This is a genomic window from Micromonospora sp. NPDC006431 (genome assembly GCF_042870725.1).
Taxonomy (GTDB): Bacteria; Actinomycetota; Actinomycetes; order Mycobacteriales; family Micromonosporaceae; genus Micromonospora.
Genome location: NZ_JBIAHQ010000009.1, coordinates 207,128 through 229,732, shown reverse-complemented (window position 1 = coordinate 229,732; position 22,605 = coordinate 207,128). Strand labels below are relative to the sequence as shown.

The 22,605-nt window shown below is 70.1% G+C and carries 23 protein-coding genes, 1 tRNA gene and 2 pseudogenes; 11 read left to right on the top strand and 15 right to left on the bottom strand.

What is annotated here, in order from left to right:
• Positions 1-15 precede the first annotated feature (15 nt).
• The gene (locus ACFYM6_RS18150; protein WP_387276783.1) at positions 16-204 is read right to left on the bottom strand and encodes a hypothetical protein; all 189 of its coding nucleotides are present in this window, start codon (positions 202-204) and stop codon (positions 16-18) included.
• A gap of 81 nt (positions 205-285) precedes the next feature.
• Complete coding sequence (locus ACFYM6_RS18145) at positions 286-3,240, bottom strand: helix-turn-helix transcriptional regulator (protein WP_387276781.1); 2,955 nt, start codon at positions 3,238-3,240, stop codon at positions 286-288.
• Positions 3,241-3,611: 371 nt separating this feature from the next.
• Here ACFYM6_RS18145 and ACFYM6_RS18140 point away from each other — a divergent pair.
• Positions 3,612-3,803: pseudogene (locus tag ACFYM6_RS18140) on the top strand (transposase); the annotation flags it as partial.
• A 138-nt stretch (positions 3,804-3,941) separates the two neighbouring features.
• Here the strand turns inward: ACFYM6_RS18140 and lepB are convergent.
• Both lepB and ACFYM6_RS18130 read right to left on the bottom strand, forming a co-directional pair.
• Positions 3,942-4,451 carry a signal peptidase I gene (gene lepB, locus ACFYM6_RS18135; RefSeq protein WP_387276779.1) on the bottom strand — a complete coding sequence of 170 codons (510 nt, stop codon included), beginning with the start codon at positions 4,449-4,451 and terminating at the stop codon, positions 3,942-3,944.
• An 811-nt stretch (positions 4,452-5,262) separates the two neighbouring features.
• Entirely contained in the window at positions 5,263-5,757 is a 495-nt protein-coding gene (locus ACFYM6_RS18130; protein ID WP_387276903.1) for a YfbM family protein, read from the bottom strand.
• A gap of 159 nt (positions 5,758-5,916) precedes the next feature.
• Between ACFYM6_RS18130 and ACFYM6_RS18125 the strand changes: the two genes are divergently transcribed.
• The 3 genes from ACFYM6_RS18125 (at position 5,917) to ACFYM6_RS18115 (ending at position 7,050) form a co-directional block, all read left to right on the top strand.
• Positions 5,917-6,105, top strand: coding sequence for a hypothetical protein (locus ACFYM6_RS18125; protein ID WP_387276777.1), 189 nt, complete (start codon positions 5,917-5,919; stop codon positions 6,103-6,105).
• A gap of 83 nt (positions 6,106-6,188) precedes the next feature.
• Entirely contained in the window at positions 6,189-6,569 is a 381-nt protein-coding gene (locus ACFYM6_RS18120; protein WP_387276775.1) for a hypothetical protein, read from the top strand.
• Between the two features lie 103 nt (positions 6,570-6,672).
• Positions 6,673-7,050 (top strand): hypothetical protein, encoded by a 378-nt coding sequence (locus tag ACFYM6_RS18115; protein ID WP_387276773.1) that lies wholly within the window; start codon positions 6,673-6,675, stop codon positions 7,048-7,050.
• Positions 7,051-7,673: 623 nt separating this feature from the next.
• Here the strand turns inward: ACFYM6_RS18115 and ACFYM6_RS18110 are convergent.
• From ACFYM6_RS18110 to ACFYM6_RS18090, 5 genes are all read right to left on the bottom strand, one after another.
• Positions 7,674-10,163, bottom strand: a complete 2,490-nt coding sequence (locus tag ACFYM6_RS18110; protein ID WP_387276771.1) for a S8 family serine peptidase — start codon at positions 10,161-10,163, stop codon at positions 7,674-7,676.
• 764 nt (positions 10,164-10,927) lie between these two features.
• A complete protein-coding gene (locus ACFYM6_RS18105) occupies positions 10,928-11,302 on the bottom strand; it encodes an SUKH-4 family immunity protein (protein WP_387276769.1) in 375 nt (124 codons plus the stop codon).
• A gap of 440 nt (positions 11,303-11,742) precedes the next feature.
• Complete coding sequence (locus ACFYM6_RS18100; RefSeq protein WP_387276767.1) at positions 11,743-12,129, bottom strand: hypothetical protein; 387 nt, start codon at positions 12,127-12,129, stop codon at positions 11,743-11,745.
• Between the two features lie 326 nt (positions 12,130-12,455).
• Positions 12,456-12,527 (bottom strand) — tRNA-Val (locus ACFYM6_RS18095).
• A 51-nt stretch (positions 12,528-12,578) separates the two neighbouring features.
• Positions 12,579-13,145, bottom strand: a complete 567-nt coding sequence (locus ACFYM6_RS18090; protein ID WP_387276765.1) for a TIGR02611 family protein — start codon at positions 13,143-13,145, stop codon at positions 12,579-12,581.
• Positions 13,146-13,418: 273 nt separating this feature from the next.
• Here ACFYM6_RS18090 and ACFYM6_RS18085 point away from each other — a divergent pair, with 273 nt between their 5' ends.
• Positions 13,419-13,850: an SsgA family sporulation/cell division regulator gene (locus ACFYM6_RS18085; protein ID WP_007457244.1), complete on the top strand. Its 432-nt coding sequence runs from the start codon at positions 13,419-13,421 to the stop codon at positions 13,848-13,850.
• Between the two features lie 87 nt (positions 13,851-13,937).
• On the opposite strand, the gene ACFYM6_RS18080 is transcribed toward ACFYM6_RS18085, so the two are convergent.
• On the bottom strand, positions 13,938-14,714 hold the full coding sequence (locus tag ACFYM6_RS18080; protein WP_387276763.1) for an SDR family oxidoreductase: 777 nt from the start codon (positions 14,712-14,714) through the stop codon (positions 13,938-13,940).
• A 202-nt stretch (positions 14,715-14,916) separates the two neighbouring features.
• On the opposite strand from ACFYM6_RS18080, the gene ACFYM6_RS18075 reads away from it, so the two are divergent.
• Both ACFYM6_RS18075 and ACFYM6_RS18070 read left to right on the top strand, forming a co-directional pair.
• Entirely contained in the window at positions 14,917-15,789 is an 873-nt protein-coding gene (locus tag ACFYM6_RS18075; RefSeq protein ID WP_387276901.1) for a helix-turn-helix transcriptional regulator, read from the top strand.
• 7 nt (positions 15,790-15,796) lie between these two features.
• On the top strand, positions 15,797-16,252 hold the full coding sequence (locus ACFYM6_RS18070) for an RrF2 family transcriptional regulator (RefSeq protein ID WP_387276761.1): 456 nt from the start codon (positions 15,797-15,799) through the stop codon (positions 16,250-16,252).
• A gap of 43 nt (positions 16,253-16,295) precedes the next feature.
• On the opposite strand, the pseudogene ACFYM6_RS18065 reads toward ACFYM6_RS18070, so the two are convergent.
• A pseudogene (locus ACFYM6_RS18065) lies at positions 16,296-16,622 on the bottom strand (flavin reductase family protein); the annotation flags it as partial.
• Between the two features lie 219 nt (positions 16,623-16,841).
• Positions 16,842-16,967: a hypothetical protein gene (locus ACFYM6_RS18060; RefSeq protein ID WP_387276760.1), complete on the bottom strand. Its 126-nt coding sequence runs from the start codon at positions 16,965-16,967 to the stop codon at positions 16,842-16,844.
• A 195-nt stretch (positions 16,968-17,162) separates the two neighbouring features.
• On the opposite strand from ACFYM6_RS18060, the gene ACFYM6_RS18055 reads away from it, so the two are divergent.
• Together ACFYM6_RS18055 and ACFYM6_RS18050 are read left to right on the top strand one after the other, a co-directional pair.
• Positions 17,163-17,342 (top strand): DUF4236 domain-containing protein, encoded by a 180-nt coding sequence (locus ACFYM6_RS18055; protein WP_387276758.1) that lies wholly within the window; start codon positions 17,163-17,165, stop codon positions 17,340-17,342.
• 140 nt (positions 17,343-17,482) lie between these two features.
• Positions 17,483-17,635, top strand: coding sequence for an ion channel (locus ACFYM6_RS18050; RefSeq protein WP_387276899.1), 153 nt, complete (start codon positions 17,483-17,485; stop codon positions 17,633-17,635).
• On the opposite strand, the gene ACFYM6_RS18045 is transcribed toward ACFYM6_RS18050, so the two are convergent.
• Entirely contained in the window at positions 17,607-18,503 is an 897-nt protein-coding gene (locus tag ACFYM6_RS18045) for a hypothetical protein (RefSeq protein WP_387276756.1), read from the bottom strand. The two genes, ACFYM6_RS18050 and ACFYM6_RS18045, sit on opposite strands and share 29 nt — an antisense overlap.
• Positions 18,504-18,528: 25 nt before the next feature.
• Positions 18,529-19,050, bottom strand: coding sequence for a VOC family protein (locus ACFYM6_RS18040; RefSeq protein ID WP_387276754.1), 522 nt, complete (start codon positions 19,048-19,050; stop codon positions 18,529-18,531).
• Between the two features lie 50 nt (positions 19,051-19,100).
• Between ACFYM6_RS18040 and ACFYM6_RS18035 the strand changes: the two genes are divergently transcribed.
• Together ACFYM6_RS18035 and ACFYM6_RS18030 are read left to right on the top strand one after the other, a co-directional pair.
• Positions 19,101-19,562 carry a MarR family winged helix-turn-helix transcriptional regulator gene (locus ACFYM6_RS18035; protein WP_387276752.1) on the top strand — a complete coding sequence of 154 codons (462 nt, stop codon included), beginning with the start codon at positions 19,101-19,103 and terminating at the stop codon, positions 19,560-19,562.
• Positions 19,563-19,619: 57 nt separating this feature from the next.
• Positions 19,620-21,158 (top strand): tetratricopeptide repeat protein, encoded by a 1,539-nt coding sequence (locus tag ACFYM6_RS18030; protein WP_387276750.1) that lies wholly within the window; start codon positions 19,620-19,622, stop codon positions 21,156-21,158.
• A gap of 1 nt (position 21,159) precedes the next feature.
• Here ACFYM6_RS18030 and ACFYM6_RS18025 read toward each other — a convergent pair whose 3' ends face one another.
• On the bottom strand, positions 21,160-22,578 hold the full coding sequence (locus ACFYM6_RS18025; protein WP_387276897.1) for an ATP-binding protein: 1,419 nt from the start codon (positions 22,576-22,578) through the stop codon (positions 21,160-21,162).
• Positions 22,579-22,605 lie beyond the last annotated feature (27 nt).

Genomic DNA, 22,605 nt, shown 5'->3' with positions numbered 1-22,605 from the left:
GTGGGGGTCCTCCGCCTACAGGGGTTGGTAGGGGTCGTGGCTCTTGTGGTCGTCGGCATCGCCGGCGTCGCGGGCATCGCGGGCATCGCGGGCGTCGCGGGCGTCGCGGGCGTCGTGGGCGCAGACGCGCGGCTCGCGCGACAGCTCGAGTGGTGGCTGGTGCTCGATGACGGAGTCGTCACGCGCGATAGGTCGCTCAGGCATGCACTGCCCTAGGGCCATGGATCATGGAGTCATGCTCGGGGGGGACGAGCGACCTTCGCTATCCAGCGGATACGTCAATTTTCACGACGGGTCGTCGAGGGAATCCTCTTCTGCGAACACTCCGGCCTCTACTGCCTTGACCGCGAGCGCGGTCCGGGAGGTCACCTTCAACTTGCGCATCGCCGCACGCAGCTGTTGATCCACCGTGGCCGGCGACTTGGCCAGAATCCGGCTGATCTCCCGGTTCGTCTTGCCGGCGACAACCAGTCGGACCACGTCGAGCTCACGAGGTGAGAGCCGGTCGCCGTACCCCCGTCGACCGCCGCGCCACAATCGCGGAACCTCGGCGCCGTGTTCGCGAAGCCGCTGTGCGACACGGTCCGCATCGCCGCGGGCTCCGAGCCTGAACAGTTGCTCGTACTGTCCGGCCAGCAACTCTCGGCCCTGTTCGATCTGGCCTTGCGCCATGAGCGCCTCGGCTTGACGCTCGCGGGCGAGCATGGCGTCGTAGGGGCGCGGCAACGCGCTCCAGGCGCGCGCCGCCCGGTCGAATGCCGTCGCGGCGCGGGCGTGGTCTCCGGCTGCGGCGACCAGCAGGGCACGGCATACGGTGAGCGCCGCGCGAGGCGCGGGCGCCGTACGGCCACGCAGTCCTCTGGCGAACTGGTCGCCCAGGCGTGTCGCGGCCTTAAGGTCGCCCGCGGCGAGGTGCGCCTCGATCCGGGCGGGGACGAGGTCCGTCGCCCAGACCCAGATGCCTTTTCTCGGGACTGTGTCCATCGGCTCGTTCGTGATCTGCAGCGCCCGGCCGCTGTTTCCGTCCGTCAGCCACAGTCTGGCCAGCGCAGCGGCGGCCTCCATCGTGTCGTCGGCTGCGCCGAGACGGGCAGACTCCTCGAGGACCAGCCGGAACTGCTCCTCCGCAGCGCGCCGCCGTCCGGCCGCGGCTGCCAGCCGGGCCGCGAGCCGAATGCTGCCGAGGTAGAGCGCCGGCCGGTCTCGGTCGGCATCGGCGAGTGCCGCGCTTCGCTCCGCGAGACCCTCCCACCGACCGGTGAGCCACGCCAGGTTGGCCTGTTCGAGTCGGACGTTGTATTGCAACCGGGACGCCTGCTCGGCCTCGGCAAGGCGCATGGCCACGACGAGATGTCCCTCCGCCTCGGCGTACCGACCCCAGATCAGTGCGCCGGTCCCGACATTTGCGTGGATGCGGGCCACGTCGAGACGCTCCGCCGAGGTCGCACCGTCGATGGGCAGGTCGGCGACGACGTCCCAGGCCTCCTCTTCGCCGAGCATCAGCAACGCAGCGGCACGGTTGCCGGCCAGGTTCAGCCGCTCCGCGGGAAAATCGAATTCGGCGGTGAGCTCAGCGGCGCGATCCAGCCAACGCCGATGAGTCGACGCCGGCCACGGTCCCGCATAGGCCCATCCAAGATAGGTCATCGCCCGAGCCGCCTCGACCGGGTCATGGTCGAGGTTGGCCACCGCCTGCTCGAGCTCGCTGAGTGCGGCCTGCGCCTCACCCCCGGTGATCAGGAGCCGACCCAGGGGGTTACGGATCTCGGCCTGCTGGCGTGCGGAGAGACCGGGGGTCTCCAGCACCGAGCGCAAGGTACGGATCACGCGGTGGTAGACCTCGTCGACCGGTTCACGACGGCCCAGTGCGGCTACTCCGGCGATGCGCGCGACTCGTGCCCGATCCGACGGCGGCAGCTCGGACCACGACAACAGATCGACCAGCAAGACGACCGCCTTGGTGTGGTCACCCGAGGCCATGGCCAGCTCGGCGCCCTGCTCGGCGTACCGCGCCCAGGACTCCGTCTCGCCCGCCTCACGGAAGTGGCGGGCAAGGCGTGCGACAGGCGGCGGATGGATGTCCTCCAACGCCCGGCCGGCCAGCAGGTGGAACTGTCTGCGATCGGTCAACGGGATCGCTTCGTAGACAGCCGTGGCGGCCAGCACATGCCGGAATCGCCACTGGCCGCGGTCGTCTCCGTCCAAGACGCCGGCATCGGCCGCCTCCGCGATAGCGCCTCGACACGCATCTGGGGACAGACCGGCGGTCACCGCGATCGTGGCCACCGATGACCGCTCGGCCAACGTCGCCGCGGCTCGCAACACCTGCTGCGCCGTCGGCGACAGACGGCCCACCCGCTCCCGGGTGGAGTCACGCACCGTTGGCGGCACCTGTAGCTCGCGCAGCTTCAGCCGGACCCACTGCCCGTCGCGGAAGACGAGGTCGGCACGGTCGCACATGAGGCGAACCGACTCCTCCAGCGCCAGAGGAACGCCACCGGTCCGCTCGTGCATGAACGTCGTGAACTCCTGCGATATCGGGTTGCCGTCCAGCATCGAGGACACCAGCGCTGCCGTGTCGTTGGGTCGCATCGGCGCCAGGGCGATCCTCAGCTGGGTCACGCCAGCAGGCAGCCGGGACGTCAGCCGCAGCAACAGCGATCCGGCGTCCACCTCCTCCGGCCGATAGGAGATCACGAGGCTTGGCCCGTCCGACTGCTGTCGGGAGGTGACGAACAGCAGGAACTCCAAGGTCACCTCGTCGGCCCAGTGAGCGTCCTCGAGCACGAGAACGTCGACACGCAGAGCCCGGAGCAGCTCGTCCAGGGCGCGGAACAGGCGATGCCGTGCCGCCTTCGCATCGTCCAAGGGCTCCAGTGCGGGCGGCAGGTCCGAGGACCATTCAGGGAACAGGGGCCGTAACGCACCCGCAAGATCGGTGAGCCGCAGTCGCGACGCCGGCCGGTCGATCCCACGGAACGCGTCGACGATCGGCCCCAACGTCAGCGACTCTCGAAGCGGTGGGCACACCGAGACCAGGGCAGTGCGCTGGTGCGGCGCGGCCAACCACTCTCGCAGCAGTCGGCTCTTCCCGATCCCCGCCTCGCCCTCTACCAGCACGATCGCCGGTGGCCGGGCCAAGGCGCCCCTGAGCGCCGCCATCTCCCGATCACGACCCACGAAATCCGGCGTAGAAACCGTCGGTGAAGTCCCGTCGTCCTCGGGCGAGGGGTCGAGCATGCGTGATGATCTCGCTTTTCGATGCTCGGGCGCAAGTACCATCGCGGCGACTCGCGTTGCGGGATCCTCAGCCGGAGTGAGCGATGCCCACCGATAAGGTGACGGCACCCTGGGTGACCCTCTGGGGACGTGATGTCAACGGTCATCGGGATATGGCTCTGGCCCGAACTTCGTGATCCCTGCGCCGGAGGACTATTCGGCGAGGATGACGCGGCGCGTGATCGCCAAGGTGGCGGAGAGGGCCACTGGCCGGGCGGTGTCTGGCGCTGGCTGAGGCGCTGGCCCGGTTCGGGGTTCCCGAGGAGATCATCACCGACAACGGCAAGCAGTCCAGCGACTGGTTCGGCAAGTATCGGCCCCGCACCGGTGAAGTGCTGTTCGACAAGATCTTCCGCCACAACGGCATCACGCACCGGCACACCGCGCCCGCCTCACCGAACCAGAACGGCAAGGTGGAACGGTTCCACGGCATCGTCCGCCCCGACTTCCTCGACACCGCCGAGGCGTTCACCAGCCTGCAGGAAGCCCAGGCCGCGGTGGACGCCTACGTGCTGCACTACAACACCGACCGCCCACCAGGCCCTCGACCCGAAGACGCCGGTCACTCCCGCCGACCGGTTCCAGCCGGTCCCGACCCAGCAGGCCGGCGGCCGGCTGTCGCCTGGAGATCTGCGACCCCGACGCCCACCCTCGCTGCCTGCTCACAGCTTGACGACGCCGATCACGTTCTCCACCGGCACTGGCCCGTTGTGCGAGGAGTCATTGGCCGCCTCTCGGTAGTCGCCGAGGAGGTAGAGCTTGCCCTCGGGCACGGTGGTCGGCTCGAACGCCGCCGGGGGCCCGAAGGGCGGTGCCTTGATGTAGGGCTCGTCCTGGGCGGTGCCGTTACGGATGATCCGGCCCTGAGCGTCGCAGCAGGCGATAGTGTCGCCCGGAACCGCCACCACTCGTAAGATCCGTGGCCTTCCATCGGGATTCCAGCCGTAGCTGTCCGGTGGATCGAACACCACAATGTCACCCGTGCGCGGCTGGTATTCGCCCGGCTTTACCACCTTGGCGGTGACAACCGAACCTTCCGTGATCGTTGTCTCCATGGTGGGGGAGTTGACCTCGTAGCGTTTGTTCCGGGCACCATCGCCGATCGACCCGCAGGCGGTCAACGAAGCTACGAGTCCGACCAGGAGCAGAGTCTTCCGCACGTCCAGGATCATGCCAGCCCGCTGTGCGCCAATCGAGCCCGGCGCTGGAGCTGCCGGCAGTGGCTGGTTGGTGCGGTGAGCGCTTAGCTCGGGGCAGAATGGTGGCGTGACGACGAGCCCTGACCCGGATCTGGCACGCATCGGGCATGACCTAGAGCCCATACTGTTCGAATGTCGTCGCTCATATGCCCCGAGTGCGGCAAGCCGATCGATCCCGATGGACCCGCAGTAAGCCAGGACCGCAGGCCCGGCAGCGGTTCCGAATGGAGCCCGGCTAAGTGGGTGCCGTACGTGTACGACCTTCGGACCAACCCACTCCGGCTCGTCCACGCGGAATGCTTCGGGCGTAACGCCGGCATCAAAGCCCTGGTCGAGGTGATGCATCGCCAAGACGAGATCTACTACCGCGATCGCGCGAGGCTCTGGGAGCTAGAACGGCGGCAGCGGGACAAGACTTAGCCTCCCGATGCTCCGCCGACCATCGAGCCAGCACTTGACCTCCAGGCAACCAACACAGCTCCCTGACCTGCATTGCCAAGAGGACCTAGCTGCGGCGGCCGTCCCTGGGCGTCCATAGACCTCCTCCACAATCGGCCAACCGGCTCACAGAGGAGGCCGTAGCCGTCTCCTGGTCAGCCAAGACTGCAGCCCGTCCGATGCCCCGGTCGTCGCTTGGCCAGCAGCGCCAACGTCTCAGCCACCATCTCCGACTCGACCTGTTCCCGTCCCGCGGGCCAGTCGTCCCACTCGGAAACCAGGCCGGTCAACCGGTTGAGCCAGTCCGGAACCATGGCCGGAAGCGACCGGACGGCAGGCGCCTGCCTCAGGTGATAGCGAGCAACAGGGCTTGCCCGCTCACCGCCGCCGAGTGATAGAACCGGCGCAGTTCGGCGAAGTGCGACATAAGGTAGTCGAAATCGTCGGTGCCATTGGTCCACAGGTCCGGATAGATCTCGGCGGCTGTCATGGCGCCTGGGTCGAAGCGGGCGCGCAATGTCTCCACGTCCAGCGCGTCGAGCGCCGTGGCGATGGCGCGGACGGAGTCCGGATCGAGCAGTCGGGGCGGGCCGTAGCCACCATCCGGACCGATCTCGACGCCCCCGAGGATCGCCGCCCCAGCACTCTCGCCGATCTGCCACGCCGTGCCAGTGAGCAAGTAGTGGATGCCGTGCCACGACTTGTCCAGATCCAGCTCCGGCTCGGGCATCTCGGCCTCGTCGTCGTCGAGATCCCCGTAGAGCAGCATGTCGACCACCGTCGGGTCGGCGAGCACTGCCCCCAACTCCCCGGCCGACAACCGGCGCCCGATCAACACCATGCCCACGAAGCGGGCCCTTTCTGGTCGTTGGCTTGCTGTCACGTCTCCTCTTCAGGCGGCACCGTACCGCAACCTCGATTTGCCCTCGACAGGATCAGCAGGCCATCACGGCCGACCTCACCCGCAGCCAACACAAGCCGCCAGCTGACCCGGCGTGACGTGTGGCTCGCCCGCGAGGTCCGGTGGCACATCATTGCCAGGGCAGGCGACTCGGAGACAGGCAAGGTGCTGCGGTGGGAGTTCGACACCGAGGACGAGGCCCGGCAGATGGTGCGGCGCCTCGTGCACGCCGACGGCGGCCAGTGGCGGGAGATGAACGGTGACGCGGCCACACAGCCGCCCAGGTGAGGCGGTGAACCCCCGATTTCAGCTTGGGATGGCACGAGCTGAGGTGATGCCGATGCTCATGATCGCCGGTATACGATCCGCCGGTGAATCGACCCCTCACCGTGGGGCTGCTGGGCGCTGCCCTCCTTCTCGCCGCTTGCAGCGACGACAAGCCGGAGGCAACCCGGCCCAGCCCCGACCCGTACAGCCGCGGTGGTTGCGCCATGCTGGCGGACCGACTGCAGAAGAATGACCATGGCTGGACTCTGAACGGCAGCGTCGGGTCCCGGGCTGTCCGTTCGACGGACCCCGCTGTCAACGCCGCCGGCCAGGAGTTGGTGTTGGCCGTCAAGGAGGCTGGCGACCTGGATGTGAGCAGCCACGGCAAGGCGGACATGACACAGGCCGAGGCCCGGATCGCTGACGCTCAACAGAAGCTGATGGCGGCTTGCCGTGACCTCCTGGGCGCACCACCCTGGTCGTGATTCCCCGGCCGCCTGACCGGCCTTGCAGCCACCAGCCCTCGCCTTACGTCCGGGCCTCATGGCCGATACAGGCCGGCCCGGATCCGAACGAGCAGGTTGCAGCATGAGCATGAGTGGCGGCCGGCTGCGGTGGCCCGCCGACACGCTGAACGCCCTGCGCCTTGGCCGGCGCCTGGTGACCGAGGTACCTGCCACCGGACCGGGCCGGCGAGCGTTCGTCGACATCCGACCCATGACGACCGCTGCCGACGCCGATGCCTGGCGGCAAGGCTGGACCCGATCCGAACCTGACCGCATCTTCAAACTAGAACACTGGGACTACGACGCCGAACAGATCTCCGGCTTCGACCACGACATCGGCGCGACCCTCGTAAAGGCCACCACCGTCACCGGCGAGGCCCCACTCGCCGCGGCCCTCGAAGCATGGAACCTGCGGCCCGAGCAGTTCCTCCACCCCTGGCAGACCGACGACCCGAAGTAGCAGCCAATCTCACTGCGGGAAACGCCGCGCCACAAGCTTGACGATTCCTCCCCTACCGCGAAGCAGGGTCTGTTCGCGAACACCGCGGGTGAGGCCATCGCGGCTCAGCTCGCCACCGAGCGGCAGGCACAGCATCAGGCGCGGCGACCGGAGTGGCACCAGGCCTGGCGACGCCGTGAGCTGACACCTGCGGAGTACCGGTCGCAGTTCGTTGACCGTCACGACGACTGGGACGACGACAACCGGAGCGAGCGCCGCGACCGGACGATCCGGATCAGAGTGGAGCCTGCGAAGAAGAGCGGTTGCGCCGCTGCCGCCATGATCGGCTTGGTCTCACTTGTGGCAGCGCCGAGATCCTCAGCCCGACCAGCCTGCGACTGATGCAAGCGGTCCGGGACGACACCGTCGACGCGTTCGTCGCCGCTCACCCGAGCTGGGTGGCCGACTCCGAGCCGGCGGCGCCCGCCCAGTAGGCGCCTGCTCCGCCGGCCGTCCCGGAATGAGGGGGCACGGGGCGGGCCGGACGAATTGGTGGGCCGCGACGCCGATCTCGGCGTCGCGGCCCGCCTTTCCTCACGGTCCCTTCACCACGGCTCGACCATGGTCAAGCCGCAGATCACGGCCTACTTCCCGTTGTTCGGCACCGGGTGCATGACGGTCAGCGTCATGCTGTTGTTCTTGTAGGACACCCGGAACAGGTAACCGCCCACGTTCAGGGCCCGGTTCTCGGGCAGCGCGTGGAAGGCGCCCTTGATCGAGCTACCGCTCATGATCGTGAACACGGTGCCGGGGGTCAGCTTGCCCCGCACGTCCAGGTCCAGCTCGCCGTCCAGCACCAGCTTGCCCGCCGCCCGGACGCTCGTGTAGTCCCGGTCGCCGGAGATCGTGACGGCGACGCGACCCTGCCTGCCGACGGTCACGTTCCCGCCGACGTTCAGGACGTTGCCCGCGGAGGTGCCGGTGAGCTGCGCGGCCTCGTCGGACGCGAGCCCGGGCCGCAGCACGCCGGTGGTGACGGTCACGCTGTCACCCACGCTGCCACTGCCGCCGAGCGTGCCGCCCTTGACGTCGATCGAGCTTGCGTGCGAGCCGGTGATCGAAAGCTTACCGCCTTCAACCGTCGTGCCGCCCTCGTAGGTGGCGTTGCCCGTCATGATCAGCGTCCCGGGGCCTTGCTTGGTCAGAGAAGCCGTGTAGAGGTTGTTGTCGATGTTGTTCTGAATGTAGGCCGCGCGCTCGTCCATCCATTCCTTGCGCCACTTGACGGCGTCCGCATAGGTGATCTTGTCGTACAACTCGGGATGGCCGTTAGTGATAGCTTGGATGTGAGGATCACCCAAAATGCCCTGAAGCATGAAGGCCTGTTCGTCAAGCGTGCCGTCCGGGTTCAGCACGTTGGGGCTGAATTCACCGGCGTAGGCAATGCCTTGCTCCTTGTAGCCCGCCAGCCACTCCAGATCTTCCCTTTCCCTTTCCTTGATCGCGATCTGGCTGATGTCGTTCGACCAGACGTCCAGGGGCGCTTTATCCATGTTGTAGGTCATGGGGCTCAGGAGTTGGCCGGGGCCGTACATGCCCTTGGCCAGATCGGGAATCCCCCAGCCCCAGCGTTCGTCCGGAAGACCGTCGGGGGCGGTCCAGGCGATGGATGCCCCGGAGGGGGAGGTTTGCCCGGTGCCAAGGAATCTCACGCCGTCGGACATCTTGTTGTTCGCCGTGGTGAACATCAGCTCACGCACCTGCTTGGCGTCCATGTTCGGATAGCGGGAGAGCAGAACCCCCATCACCGCTGTCGCAACGGGCGTTGCCGGTGACGTGCCGCTTGAGTTTGAATAGTTAGTGTCACCACCGCTGCTCGTGGTCCGAACGTTGCTTGAAGGGGTAGACACGTTCCACCATTTGGCGAGCCCGGCCTCGTTATACCCGAAATGCTTTGTGTATTCGGGATTGGTCGCAGTGGGCGGTTGCACCCCGCCGACGGCTATCCACTGCTTTTCCGCCAAGGGATTGAAGAGGGGATACGCCGGGCGAAAATACGGGTTGCTCCAGTCGTTGTTGCCGGCCGACCTTGCGTTGACGGTACCGCTGTCCTTGATGGCGTCCCAGATGGCGTCCATAAAGGAACGTCCGGGGTAGTTCGGATTGTATTGAATGCCGCCTTCCGAATAGCTTTTCTTGAAGAAGAAATACTGATACTCCAGATCCTTCAGGTACTCGTTGGGGATAATGGTCGCCATTGCCGTGGCGCTGGCGCTGTCTTCGCCAGTCAGTTGGTAAGCGTTGGCGCGGTTGCCGTTGACTCCAAGGTCGTTTCCTAAGCCGTCATAGCGGGCTCTGTCAAGAGTCTGGACATAAGAGCCCCAACTGCTGTTGATGACCTGGGCGCCTTCGTCGACCAGGGCCTTATTGGCTGTATACCAGTACACGTAATCGTGGAAGGGGCCGTGGGACTGGCTATCGGAACCGCCGGTCTTGGCAACATACATCTTCGATCCAAAGGCGATGCCGTGCTGGTCTATACCATCGCGCATGCCGGAGGTAACCCCAAGCATGCCGGTCCCGTGCGAGTAGTCAGTTGTTTTCGCCTGATCACCGGCCACAGTGAACCACTCGCCCGCAGTAAAAGGGTTCGTCGGGGTCGCGCCACGATACCCGTAGCCGGACGTGCCGTAGACACCCTCCCCTGTCACCGAATCGATCAGCTCGGTCTGAAATGCTTCGTGTGTAGGCCTGTAGCCCGAATCCATCATGCCCAGCGTGACGCCCTGCCCGCAGTACCCCAGGGCGTAGGCGGTGGACGCGTTTACCGCGGCGAGCTGCCATGGGGAGTTGACCGCTGTGCCAGGAGTAGAAGGATTATGGCCGGTATAATAGCCATATTCCGGCGTTTCCCAACTGGCTTTAGCGGCATCTAGTTCCCCTGGACTCGTGGCGACAAAGCCGGGGTCTTCCGGGTACGACCACTGCGCGCAGTCCTCCGGGTACGACCACTGCGCGCTGGCCGGGCGTTCGTCGGCCCCCGGCCTGGCCAGGGCGCCGGTCGCCGGCAGGCCGGCGGCCACGACCGCCAAGGCCAGCACCGAGCCGCGCCAGGCAAGCTTCCCTCTTCGCATCTGCGTGCTCCTCCTCTCCACACCACCCGTCGACCAGCGGCTCGAGGTCCCTCGTCGGCATAGACACGGGCCAGTCGCCACGACGGTCGAGCCGAACCTACGGACCGACGTGCGGCAGGTCATCGGACACCTGTGGAAGATGGCCGGCGTCGGCTCCTACGCCTGTCGACGGTCGCCGCCGGCGCTGGACCGCGAGCCGACCCGATTCGCGTTTGCGACGACCGGATCGTCGATTCAGGAGCGATCGGTCATTGACAGAGCACAGAACGAGCGTTCAGGCAGCTCGTCTCGTTGCCCTCGTAGGCGGTGGGCCATGCGCGGTACGGGCTGTAGCCGGGATCCCCTCGCCACGGGTTTTGGCTGGGGTCGATCGGCGGCAGCTGCCCTACGTCACCCCACTCCCACGGAGATGGGAGCCCAGGCCACCCACGGATGCAGGTTGCCGGGTCCGGGCAGCCCGGAAGATCGGCGGTCACCTCATGTCCGGCGACCTGGAACCACGGCACACCGTGACAGCCAGCGCTCCGGAACGCCCACAGGGCCTGCGCCACCGCCGGCAGTTCCCGGGCGGCCGGTGGCTCCTCGGGCAGTCCAAAGGCTGACTCCGCGTCGGCTGCCCATTCGTGTCCGCTATCTGCGGCTGCCACGTGCAGCGGTGTAACCAGCAACTACCAACTCACGGCACGCATCGTGCCATCCGCCGGCCGGTCCCCCGTTCCCTTTTCCGGCGCCTTCGGTGGACGTCGGGTGTGTTGGTGGCACCGTCACAGCGGTGGGGGCGGCGGCTCGAACTGATCCGGTGAGTAGTCGCCTATGGCGACGTCCCAGTAGAACGTGTCCCAGTAGCCATCAACCTGCCACGCCGCAGGATCGATCGGTTCGAGCTGGGCGCGGAGAGCGTCGGCCGCAGCCTCGGTATCCGCATCCGGGTCGGCACCGTGGTACGGAAACAGCTCGGTTGCGGCTCTCGTGGTCCGGATGAACTGGTCGAGGCTGGAGTTGACCATAAGCGGGCCACGGACGACTTCACCTCGGTTGGTAACCATGTCGACCACCTGGCCCTTCGACGGATCGAGGCAGACCGGGCCGTAGAGGTGGTGGCCGCGCTGGACCAGCTCGTTTCCATCGACTGCTGTCACGAGAAGGAGTTTGTCTTCGGCGGCGAACCCTGTGATGCCGGCGCTGGGGACTATGAGCTGCGGAAACCGTCGAGCCAGATCAGGCGGTAGATCACTGCCTGACAGGTGTGCAACAGTGAACCGTGGCCACGGTGACAGAGGCTCATCCGGCATCCCCCGATCCTCTCAGCAAGCCACCACTGGCTCTCTCGGCGTCTGTCCCAGGCGAGGCGGCCACCACGGCCCGATGCGCAGCTCGCGACCCGTCTATCGGGGGCTGTGATGGTGCCACGGGCTGGTGGAGGAACTGCTCGGGCCGCAGGTTCCATGCTTCGAGGGCCGCGGCGAGTGGGGCCTCGCCGGTGACGGTGGTGGCCTTTACGAGGGTCGCGCCGATGTCGTGGTCGAAGCCGGAGATCTGTTCGGCGTCGTAGTCCCAGTGTTCTAGTTTGAAGATGCGGTCAGGTTCGGATCGGGTCCAGCCTTGCCGCCTGGCATCGGCGTCGGCTGCGGTGGTGACGAGTGGGCACCGGCAGCGCCCCGACGCCGGCGCGGCCGATGTGCGTGACGACGTCGCAGTCTCGGCAGTGGATCTCGACCCCGATGAGAGTCTGGGTGCGGGTGGCATTGTCGTAGGTCCACTGCTCGTGGCAGATCAGGTTCCGGCCGCCGGGCACATGCAGCCCGCAGGGCTCGCAGTGCTCGCCCGCTTGGTCAAGCGCCCAGCGGCGCAGCCGCTGCCACTCCGACCGTGACAGCACGTCCCGCAGGTTGCGGCCCCACAGCGGCCGCGGAACAAGCTCCACCCGCAGCCGGAGGGCCGGCCCATCTCCGCTGGTGTGAATCACCCGCCCACGATGCCTGATCGTCGCCCAACCTGAGCAGGGCCGGCCGTCGGAGGAGACGGTAGACGGCCGGTTGGACAACGGCACCCGTGGTCGACCGGGTGCGCCGCGGGGACGCCGTCGACGGGATCGACGGGATCGACGGGATCGACGGGATCGACGGGATCGACGGGCATGTTGGGCCATGGAGGAATGGCCACGTTCCCCGAGGTCAGGATCGGGAGCCGGTTGCCGCTGCTCCCAATCTGCTCCGAATTTAAGGGGCAACAACGCGAAAGCCCGTTACCGGTGGTTCCGGTTACGGGCTCGCTACCTGCACATATTTACGGTGGGCGATACTGGGATCGAACCAGTGACCTCTTCGGTGTGAACGAAGCGCTCTCCCGCTGAGCTAATCGCCCTCAGCGCCGATGACTCTACCTGATCGACACTGCGGACCAAAAACCCGGGGGTCAGTGCGTCGCGAGGTAGTGCAGGGCCCGGGCGACCAGGTCGATGCCGAGGCTGTACTTGAGCGACAGCCACACCACCACGCTCACGAACACCAGCCCGACCGCACCGAGCACGAACCGCACCGGCAGCGACTGGCTGGTCGCCCAACGGGTCCAGGTCTGCACGTTGCGCCGGGTGAAGGTGAGCAGCCGGCGGGCCCAGATGAACTCGACGGCCCAGACACCCAGACCGGCGATCACCAGCAGCCAGCCGGGGCCGGGCAACGGGATGAGGGCGATACCGACAGTGACGATGATCGCGCCGACGATGGCGATGAAGATCTTGAGCGCGACCCGGCCGGTGGGGTTGGCCCGGATCAGGTCGAGAGTGGTGTGCACCCGGGTCCTCCAGCCGCCGCGGCGCCGCTCGGCGACGGCGCTGCCGGCACCGCCCTGGGGAGTGCCGCCGGCACCCCGCGGACCGCCCTCCACCGGCACCTCGTACCCCCGCCTTTCGGCTGCTCGGGCCGCTCCTTTCGGCGGGTCGGCCGTGGCCCTCGGCTCCACCGAGGAACCCTTCGTGACCATTTCCACCCCCAGTGTCGCGCGCGACCGTCACCCCTGCTGAGGACTGGACGTTACCGGAGTAAGTCGACGACTGAACCACCCGTTGCCGGGCGGGACGACGGACTGGGCAGAAGAGGGAATCCTACAAGAATTTTCACATTCTCGGAGGCGTTCCGACCCCCTTCCCACCACTGGGTGAAGTCAGCGTATGGCGGAGCGTAGCCAGGAGTAGCGGCTGAGTATGGGAAAAGCGGGACACGCGCGTTCCGCAGCGGTGCCGGGGGGAGAACGTCCATGAGTGTCATCCGACCGACGACCGTAGAGGTCGAGACGTCGCTAAGGCTCGTCGCGCCTGACGCCACCGCCTTGCCGGTGCGTGCCAGCTTGCGTTACGACCCTGCTGACCCGTATGCGGTCCATGTCCTGTTCCACGCCGAATCCGCCGGTGGCGAGGCGGTGAGCTGGTCGTTCGCTCGCGAACTGCTGGTCACCGGGCTCGACGAGCCGGCCGGCATCGGCGATGTTCGGGTCTGGCCGTGGGCCACGCCGCGCGGCGACTTCGTCGCGCTCGCGCTGTCGTCCCCGGACGGCAACGCCCTGTTCGAGGTCCCACGCAGCGTCCTCGTGCGCTTCCTGCGCCGGACCTACGTCGTCGTCCCGCGCGGCCGGGAGGCCGAGCACCTGGACGTCGACACGGCGGTCAACCGGCTGCTCGCCGGCCGCTGATGACGCACACCGGGGGCGTGCGGATCTGCCGAGTCCGCGCGGCCCCGGTCCGTCATCAATTCGGGTACGCCGTCCCTGCTGCCCGATTCAGCCGTGGGTGGTGATTCCGCCGTCGACCGGGATCACCGCGCCGGTCAGGTACGCGCCGGCCCGCGACGACAGGTAGATCGCGGTGCCCGCCATGTCCTCGGGGCGGCCGATCCGGCCCAGCGGCACCTGCTGCTCGATCGCGCCCCGGGATGCCGGATCGTCCAGGGCGAAGGCCATCATCTTGCTCTCGAACGGCCCGGGGGCGATCGCGTTGACGGTGATCTGCTCGCCGGCGAGCTGGTGGGCGAGGCTGCGGGTGAGCATGTGCACGGCCGCCTTGGTCGCCGAGTAGGCGTACACCTCCATCCAGGGCACGCGGAGGCCGTCGATCGACCCGATGTTGATCACGCGGGCCGGATCGTCGGCGCTGGCTGCCGCGCGCAGCGCCGGCAGCAGCGCGGTGGTGAGCCGGAAGACGGCCTTGACGTTGACCGCCCAGAGCTTGTCGAAGGCGCTCTCCGGGTACGCCTCCAGCGGCGCGCCCCAGGTCGCGCCGGCGTTGTTGACCAGCACGTCGAGCCGGTCGGTGCGCTCCTGCACGGCGGCGGCCAGCCCCAGCGCGCCCTCGTCGTGGCTCAGGTCGGCGGGGATCGCCTCGCACCGGCCGATGTCGGACAGCTCCTTGGCCACGGTCTCGCAGACGTCAGCCTTACGCGAGGAGATGATGACCTTCGCGCCGGCCTCGACGAAGCCCCGGGCGATCATCAGCCCGATCCCTCGTGAACCGCCGGTCACCAGGACCGTCTTGCCTTCGACCGAGAACAGATCCGTCATGCCCATCCCATCGCGAGTCGGCGGGGCCGCGGGTCGGTCGGACGACCCATGCGCTACCGATCGGTAACCTAACCGCCTCGCCTTCCCGGCGACAAGACCCGCCCGGTCGGGTGAAACTGCCAAGGTGCAAGGTGCGCCGGGCAGGGTTAACGTCGAGACGATGGTCACTAACGGTCAGCTTTCCCCGGCAATCCGCACCGGCCTGTCTGCCCCCGGATACGACAACGACGACATCACCACCGGCGCCCTCGCTGACCTCGCGCCCGGACCCGGCTGGCCCCGCCCCGTCCTGCTCGACGCGGACCTGCTGATCCTGGTCACCAGCGGTCACGGCACTGCCGAACTGGACTTCCGGGCCCGGCCCTGCCGGCCCGGCACCCTGCTGTACCTCCGCCCCGGCCAGGTGCTGCGCTGCCTCGGCCCGCACCTCGACGCCACCGTGGTCTGCTGGGGGGCCGGGACGCTGCGCGGCCTCGACGTCGACCCGGACGCGGTGCCGGCCTACCGGCAGCTCGCCGGGGAGGACGAGGACGCCGTGATCAGCGAAGTGACCCAGCTGGCGGTCGACGCCGAACGGCACGCCGGGGTGCCCGCCGCCGCCGTGCTGCTCCGCCACCAGCTCGCCGTGCTGCTGCTGCGGCTGAGCCTGCTCCCCGGCGGAGCGGAGCGGCAGACGACCCGCGCGGAGACGGCGACCTTCCACCGGCTCTGTCGGGAGGTGGAGCGCGGCTACCGGCACACCCGCCGGGTGGAGGACTACGCGGCGCAGCTCGGCTGCTCCGTGCGTACGCTCACCCGGGCCTGCCTGGCGGTGACCGGCCGCAGCGCCAAACAGGTGATCGACGAGCGGGTGGCGTTGCAGGCCAGCCGGCTGCTCGCCGCCACCGACGAACCGGTCGCCCGGATCGGCCGGCGACTCGGCTTCCCCGAGCCGACCAACTTCGGCCGCTTCTTCACCCGCGAGATCGGGGTGAGCCCCGGCGCGTTCCGGGCCGCCCGGGAACGACCACTGCCCGTCCGCCTGGTGCGCCCCCGCCCGCCCGTCGACTCCCCCGCCCACGCTCGCCGGGCATGATGGCAGGGTGCAGATCTCCGCGCGCGGCGACTACGCGGTCCGGGCCGCACTGAGTCTGGCCACCGCGTACCCCGCCCTGCTGTCCACCCAGGCCATCGCGGCCGAGCAGGACATGCCCCGCAAGTTCCTCGAGGCCGTCCTGGCCGACCTGCGCCGGGCCGGGATCGTCCGCGCCCAGCGCGGCGCAGAGGGCGGCTACACCCTGGCCCGGCCGCCGCGCGAGGTCACCATCGGGCAGGTGCTGCGCGCCGTCGACGGCCCCCTCGCCGGGGTACGCGGGCTGCGCCCCGAGCAGACCCGGTACGAGGGCGCGGCGGAGAACCTGCCCCGGCTCTGGGTGGCCGTCCGCGCCGCCGTGCGGCAGGTCGTCGACGAGGTGAGCCTGGCCGAGATGGCCAGCGGCAAGCTGCCTGGGCACGTACGCAAGCTGATCGCCCGCCCCGACGCCTGGGAACCCCGCTGACCGGCGACCCGGTCGAGCGCCAGCGGCTCGGCGGCGGGTGGAGTCACCACGGGGACTGCTGCGGCCCGAAGGTGGTGTAGCCGCCGCGGTGGCGCAGCAGCGGGTCGCCGTCCGGCCCTGCGGCGAGGGCCAGCGGCGTGCCGAGCACGATGGTGTGGTCACCGGCCTTGATCCGGCGGGTCACCCGGCAGAGCAGCACGGCGAGGGCGTCGCCGATCAGCGGCACCCCGAACGGGCCGGTGCCCCAGCCGGGGTGGGCGGCGAACCGGTCGATGCCGCTGGTCGCGAAGATCCGGGCCACCTCCTGCTGTTCGGCGGAGAGCAGGTGCACGGCCACGTGCTCGGCGTGGGCCATGGTGGGCCAGCTGGACGACTCCCGCCCGAGGCGGGACGGTCCACGGTGGTCATGCGGTCACCAACTCTCGGGGGGCGTACGCGCTGGCCGGGCGGGGCGGCCGGTAGTGCTCGCGCCGGGTGCGACCGGCGTACTCGGGTCGGAACAGGCCGCGCCGGCCGGGGTGCGCCGGCGCGGGAGCGGACGGGCGGGGGAGATACGGACGGGTAGCCGAGCCGGAGCAGCCGGGTCAGCTCAATAGAGCGCGCTCGCGTGCCGGACCAGGTCGACGTGCACGCGAGCGGTGAGCAGAAGCTCGTCCCGCTGCGACATGAACTCATGTTGCCGGCCATTCTCCGAGCCGGTCAAACGCCCTACCACGAAGTGAGACCTGCATCCCTTACATCGCCACCTGCCGCTTCCACCAGCATTCACCATCCCCATAACACCTACCCGCTGGATAGCGAATCCGCTGGGTGGAGCGGCCCGTCAGCGCAAATCCGACCCGGTTTCGCAAACCGCCGTTTCGGGCATGTTCGAGGCCGCAGAGGCAGGCAGACGGGAAGGAGCCAGGCGATGGGCATCATGTTCCGCAAACGGAAGAAGTTCGGCCCGCTGATCCTCAACTTCACCGAGAAGGGCTTCTCCTCGTGGAGCATCAAGGTCGGCCGATGGTCCTGGAATTCGCGCAGCCGGGCGCACCGGGTGGACCTGCCAGGGCCGCTGTCGTGGAAGCAAGACAAGTCGCGGGCGTGACGCCCTGAGGTCGGGCGGGGTGCCGATGAACAGCCGGCACCCCGCCCGGCGTCCGGGCGACTTTTCTTTTCCGGACGAACCGGCCGCCCGACCCGGCGGAGAATCGCGGCGTAAACGCGCTCTACTTCGCGCTCACCACGCTGACCACCATCGGCTACGGGGACGTGCACGCGCAGGGACAGGTCGCCCGGGTGGTGGTCTGCGTCCAGATGCTGTTCAGCATCGGGGTGATCGCCACCGGGGTGTCCATCGTGGTCCGGCAGGTCACCCAGCTGCGGCAGCCGAAGCGGTGATCAGCACGTCGCCGCCGAGCCGGCCGTGCTCGGGCTGCCGGGTCACCGCCCCGGAGGCGAGCAGCGAGGCCAACGCCCGGTTCGCGTCGGCGGCCCGGTAGACCGTCGACGTGGCCGCGAAGCGGCGCAGTTCGGTCACCGTACGCGGACCGGAGCGGGTGAGCTCGGCGAGCAGCTCGCGGCGCAGTGGGCCCGGTTCGGGTTCGAGGGTGATGTCGAGCAGCCGCCCCGCCGGGTCGGCCGGGTCGCGGTAGCGCACTCCGGCGTACTCGTCGACCGCCCAGAGCGCGTCCTTGAGCGCCTCCAGGCTCCGGTCCGAACCGGTGGCGTAGCCGAGCAGCCGGGCCGGGGCACCGTCGGCGGGCACCAGTTCCACCTCGGTGACCAGCGGGAACCCGGCCGCGGTCAGCGCCGGCCGCAGGGGCCGCCCGGGCGCGGTGACCACCAGCAGCTCGGCCGGGCGGCCGGACGCCGCGGCGGCCAGCACGGCCGGGTCGGGGTAACCGCCGTCGACCACGGTCAGCAGCGGAGCGCCCGCCGCGCCGGCGGCCTTGAGCGCCACCGGCAGCCGGTCCGGATGGCCCGGCACCACGTGCACGGCCACGTCCGCCGCCAGGGCCGCCGCCACGGTGCCGAGCCGGGCCGGCAGCTCCGCGCTGCCGCCGGCGAGCACCAGCACGGTCAGCCGCCGGCCGCGCAGCCGGTCGGCGAACTCGGCGACCACCCGCAGCGCCTCCTCGGCGTCGCCGGTGTCGCGGCCGGTGGACGCGAGGGCGAGGGTGGCCCGCCGGGAGCGGTGCAGCGCTGCCGGCAGCCAGTGGTCGAGCTGCCGGACGAGCAGTTCGCGCAGGACGGGGTCGGTCGACATCCTGCCGTTCTACCGTATGGCCGACTCAGGCCGGGACGGAGATACCCACCCCGCCACGGGTCTGGCCGCCGTAGCGCTGCCGCTCCTGGTCGAGGTCGAGCCGGCCGATCCGCTTGCGGGCGGCGAGGGCGGCCTCGTCCAGCAGGTCGGCGGGAACGATCCAGACGATCTCGAACTCCAGCCCGTCCGGGTCCCGGCCGTAGAGGCTCTTGGTGGTGCCGTGGTCGGAGGCGCCGACCAGGGCGTCGGCGGCGGCCAGCCGCTCGGCGGTGGCGGCCAGCTCGTCGAGGGTGTCGAGCTCCCAGGCCAGGTGGTAGAGGCCGACGGTGGCCCGACCGGCCGGGGAGGGGCCGGCGGCCGCGCCGATCTCGAACAGGCCGAGGTCGTGGTCGTTGGTGGAGTCGGGCGCCTGCAGGAAGGCGGCGCCGCGGAACCCGTCCGGGGTCATCGGGACCGGACGGAAGCCCAGCACGTCGCGGTAGAAGGCGACGCTGCGCCCGACGTCGCGGACGTAGAGGACGGCGTGGTTGAGGCGGTGGATTCCCATGACCTCGACGGTAGCGCGGTTTTGTTGAGCGCTCAACAACAAGCGGTATGATGGCCGTCATGACCCGGTGGCTGGACCCCGACGAGCAGCGGACCTGGCGCGCCTTCCTCACCGCCTCCCGGGCGCTGATGGACACCCTCGACCGCGAACTGCAACGCGACGCCGGCATGCCGCACGCCTACTACGAGATCCTGGTCCGGCTCTCCGAGGCCCCCGACCGGCGGCTGCGGATGAGCGAGCTGGCCGACGCCACCGGCTCCTCCCGCAGCCGGCTCTCGCACGCCGCCGCCCGGCTGGAGGCGGCCGGCTGGATCCGCCGCGAGGACTGCCCCACCGACCGGCGCGGGCAGATCGCCGTCCTCACCGACGACGGCTTCGCCACCCTCGCCGCCGCCGCGCCCGGCCACGTCGAAGGCGTACGCCGGCACCTGTTCGACGCGCTGAGCCCCGCCCAGGTCGACCAGCTGCGGAGGATCAGCGAAACCCTGGCCGACCACCTGACCGGATCCTGACCAAACTGATCCACTCCGGGTCTTGTACTTACCGTCGCCGGATGAGCACGATGGGGCGTGACCTCCGGCTTCGCTGACCTGACTGTCCAGGCGCACCACCTGGTGTCCGAAGGCGACCTCGCCGGTGCCCAGCGGCTGCTCGCTGACGCGCTGATCGACGCCGATCCGCGTCCCGCCAACGCCTCCCCGGTGCTGGCCGAGGCCGCCGGCCTCCAGGCCCGGGTCCTGATCGCGCTCGGCGAGCCACACTCCGCACGCGGCTGGGCCGCCTTCGCGTACGCCGCGGCCACCCGGCTGTACGGCCGCTCCGACGAACGCACCGTCACCGCCGCCGCCACCCTGGCCGCCGTGCTGCACCGGGTCGGCAGCGAGGCCCGCGCCGCCCGGCTCTACTCCAACGTCATCATCGAACTGACCGCCCGCGACGGACCGGAGTCGCAGCGGGTGCTCGCCGCCCACGCCGACCTGGCCACCGTCGAGTACGCCCGCGGCCAGTGCGAGATCGCCCGCGACCGGCTACAGGACGCCTGGGAGCTGCACCGCGAGGTATACGGCGACGACCACCCCAGCGGCATCAAGATGCTGGCCAAGCTCGGCGCGATGGAGCGCGACTGCGGCCGGTACGCCGAGTCCCACGAGCACCTGGCCCTCGCCGAGGAGCTTTGCCGACAGCACCTGCCCACCGACGACCCGCTCACCGCCCAGGTGGCCGGGCTGGCCCGGGCTGCCGCCGACCCGGACCACGTCTGCGCCGAACCGGAGCCACCCGCCCGGCCGGCGCCGGTCGTACCGGCCGCTCGGGTCCCGCCGCCCGCCGAGGGGCCGCCCGAGCCGACCATCCCCGAGCCGCCGCTCTACCACCCGCCGGACCGCGCCGACGGCGGGCGCCCCGGCGTGCCCACCCCCCGGACGCCACCCGAGGCCGCCGACGAGCCGTTCGACGACCACCCGTGGCCGCCGGACGAACCGGCCGAGGAACCCTGGCGGCCCGGGGAGAGCGCGCTGCCCCCGACCGTGGTCGGGCTGACCGACGACGAACCCGAGGGCGTACGCCGGGTGGCGCAGCCCGCCGAACCCGAGGCGCCGGCGCGCCACCTGCCGGTGCACGTGCCCCGGCCGCCCGCGCCCGAGGGCCGGACCGGACCACGGCTGCCGCTGGTGGTGGCCGGGGTGATCGTGGTGCTGCTGATCGGCGCGATCGCGGTGGTCGCCGGCGTGTCTCGGCTGGACCGGTCCCGGGAGACGCCCGGCCCCTCCCCCACCACCGGCCGCGCCGCGACCGGCACCCCCTCCGGTACGCCGAACGCCGCGCCCGCCGCCTCCCCCGGCACCCCGCCCCAGCAGGTTCGGCTGACCGACCGGCGGGACAGCATCCTGTTGAGCTGGACCTACCCGGCCGGCGCCGAAGGGCCGGTGGTGGTCGCCGGGGGCCGCACGGGTCAGCCGCAGCACACCTTCCTCGAACTGCCCGCCGGGACCGACAGCTACATCGCCTACGGGCTCAACCGCAGCACCGACTACTGCTTCACCGTCGCGCTGGTGTGGTCCACCGACACGGTGGCCCGGGCCCCCTCGGTCTGCACCCGCCGCGGTTGAGTCAGTCCGCCTCCGGGTCGACCAGCGCCGGCAGCCGCACGGTCACCCGCAGCCCCGGCCCGGACTCGGTCGCCGGGTCCGTCGGCGCGGCGTCGGCGAGGTCGACGCCGCCGCCCGCCCGGCGGACCAGTTCGCGGACGATGGCCAGGCCCAGACCGGCGCCGCCGGCGTCGCGCGCCCGCGCGTCGTCCAGCCGGGTGAACCGCGCGAAGACCCGTTCCCGGTCGGCCGCCGGGATGCCCGGCCCGTCGTCGGTGACCGTCACCAGGTGGTACGCCTGTCCCGGGCCCGCCCCGCGCTGCCCGGGCACCGGCGGGTCGGGGTACGGGCCGGTGACGTCGAGGCGCACCTCGCCGCGAGCGTGTCGCAGCGCGTTGTCCACCAGGTTGGCGAGCACCCGGCGCAGCTCGGCCGGGTCACCCTCGGTCCACAGCGGCCCGGACGGCGGCGCGAGGCGTACCGGCGGGGACGGGTAGCGGTCGGCGACCGTGCGGAGCAGCTCGCCCAGCTCCACCGGGCCCACTATCCGCGCCGGGGACCCGTCCGGCCGGGTGGCCTGCTCGTCGACCCGGGCCAGCAGCAGCAGGTCGTCGACGAGCCGGCTCAGCCGGTCGGTGTCGGCGAGCAGGTTCTCCGTCACCGCCGGCCAGTCCGTCCCGTCGCCCAGCCGGCGGGCCACCTCCAGCTCGGTACGCATGTTGGTCAGCGGGCTGCGCAGCTCGTGCGCGGCGTCGGCGACGAACGCCCGTTGCCGGGCCCGGGCCGCCTCCAGCCGGTCGAGCATGTCGTTGAGAGTGATCGCCAACCGCTGGATCTCGTCCGCCGCGGCCGGTACGGGCAGCCGCCCCGGCCCGGCCCGGCCAGTGATCTCGGCGGCGCCGCGACGCAACGACTCCACCGGGCGCAGCGTCGCGCCGATCACGCGCCAGGCGACCACGGCGAGCCCGGCGACGAGCAGCGGGAAGCCCACCAGCAGCAGGGTCCGGACCATGTGCAGGCTGTGCCGGACGTCGCTCATCGACTTGGCGACCAGCACGGTGAGCGGCTCGGCCGGGGTGCCCGCCGGCACGGTCACCACCCGTACCGGGCCGGTGAGCCCGACCCGCCGGCCGTCGACGACGAGGCGCTGGCGCTGCCCGGCGCGGAGCTGGTCGGGGCGGAGCATCGGCACCAGCCGGTCGGCGTCGATGGAGGCGGCCCGGATCCGGCCCTGCCCGTCCACCACCTGCACCCGGAGCTGCCCGCCGGCGACCGGCAGCGGGTCGGGCAGGGCGTCGGAGGCGCCGAGCAGTGCCACCGCGTCCGCGGTCCGGAACGCCTCGGCGTCGACCGTGCGCTGCAGCGTCCAGCCGAGCGCGCCGAGCAGCAGCACCCCACCGAGTGCGAGCCCCACGCTCAGCCCGGCCACCCCGATCACCAGCAGCCGGGCCCGCAGGCCGAGGCTGGG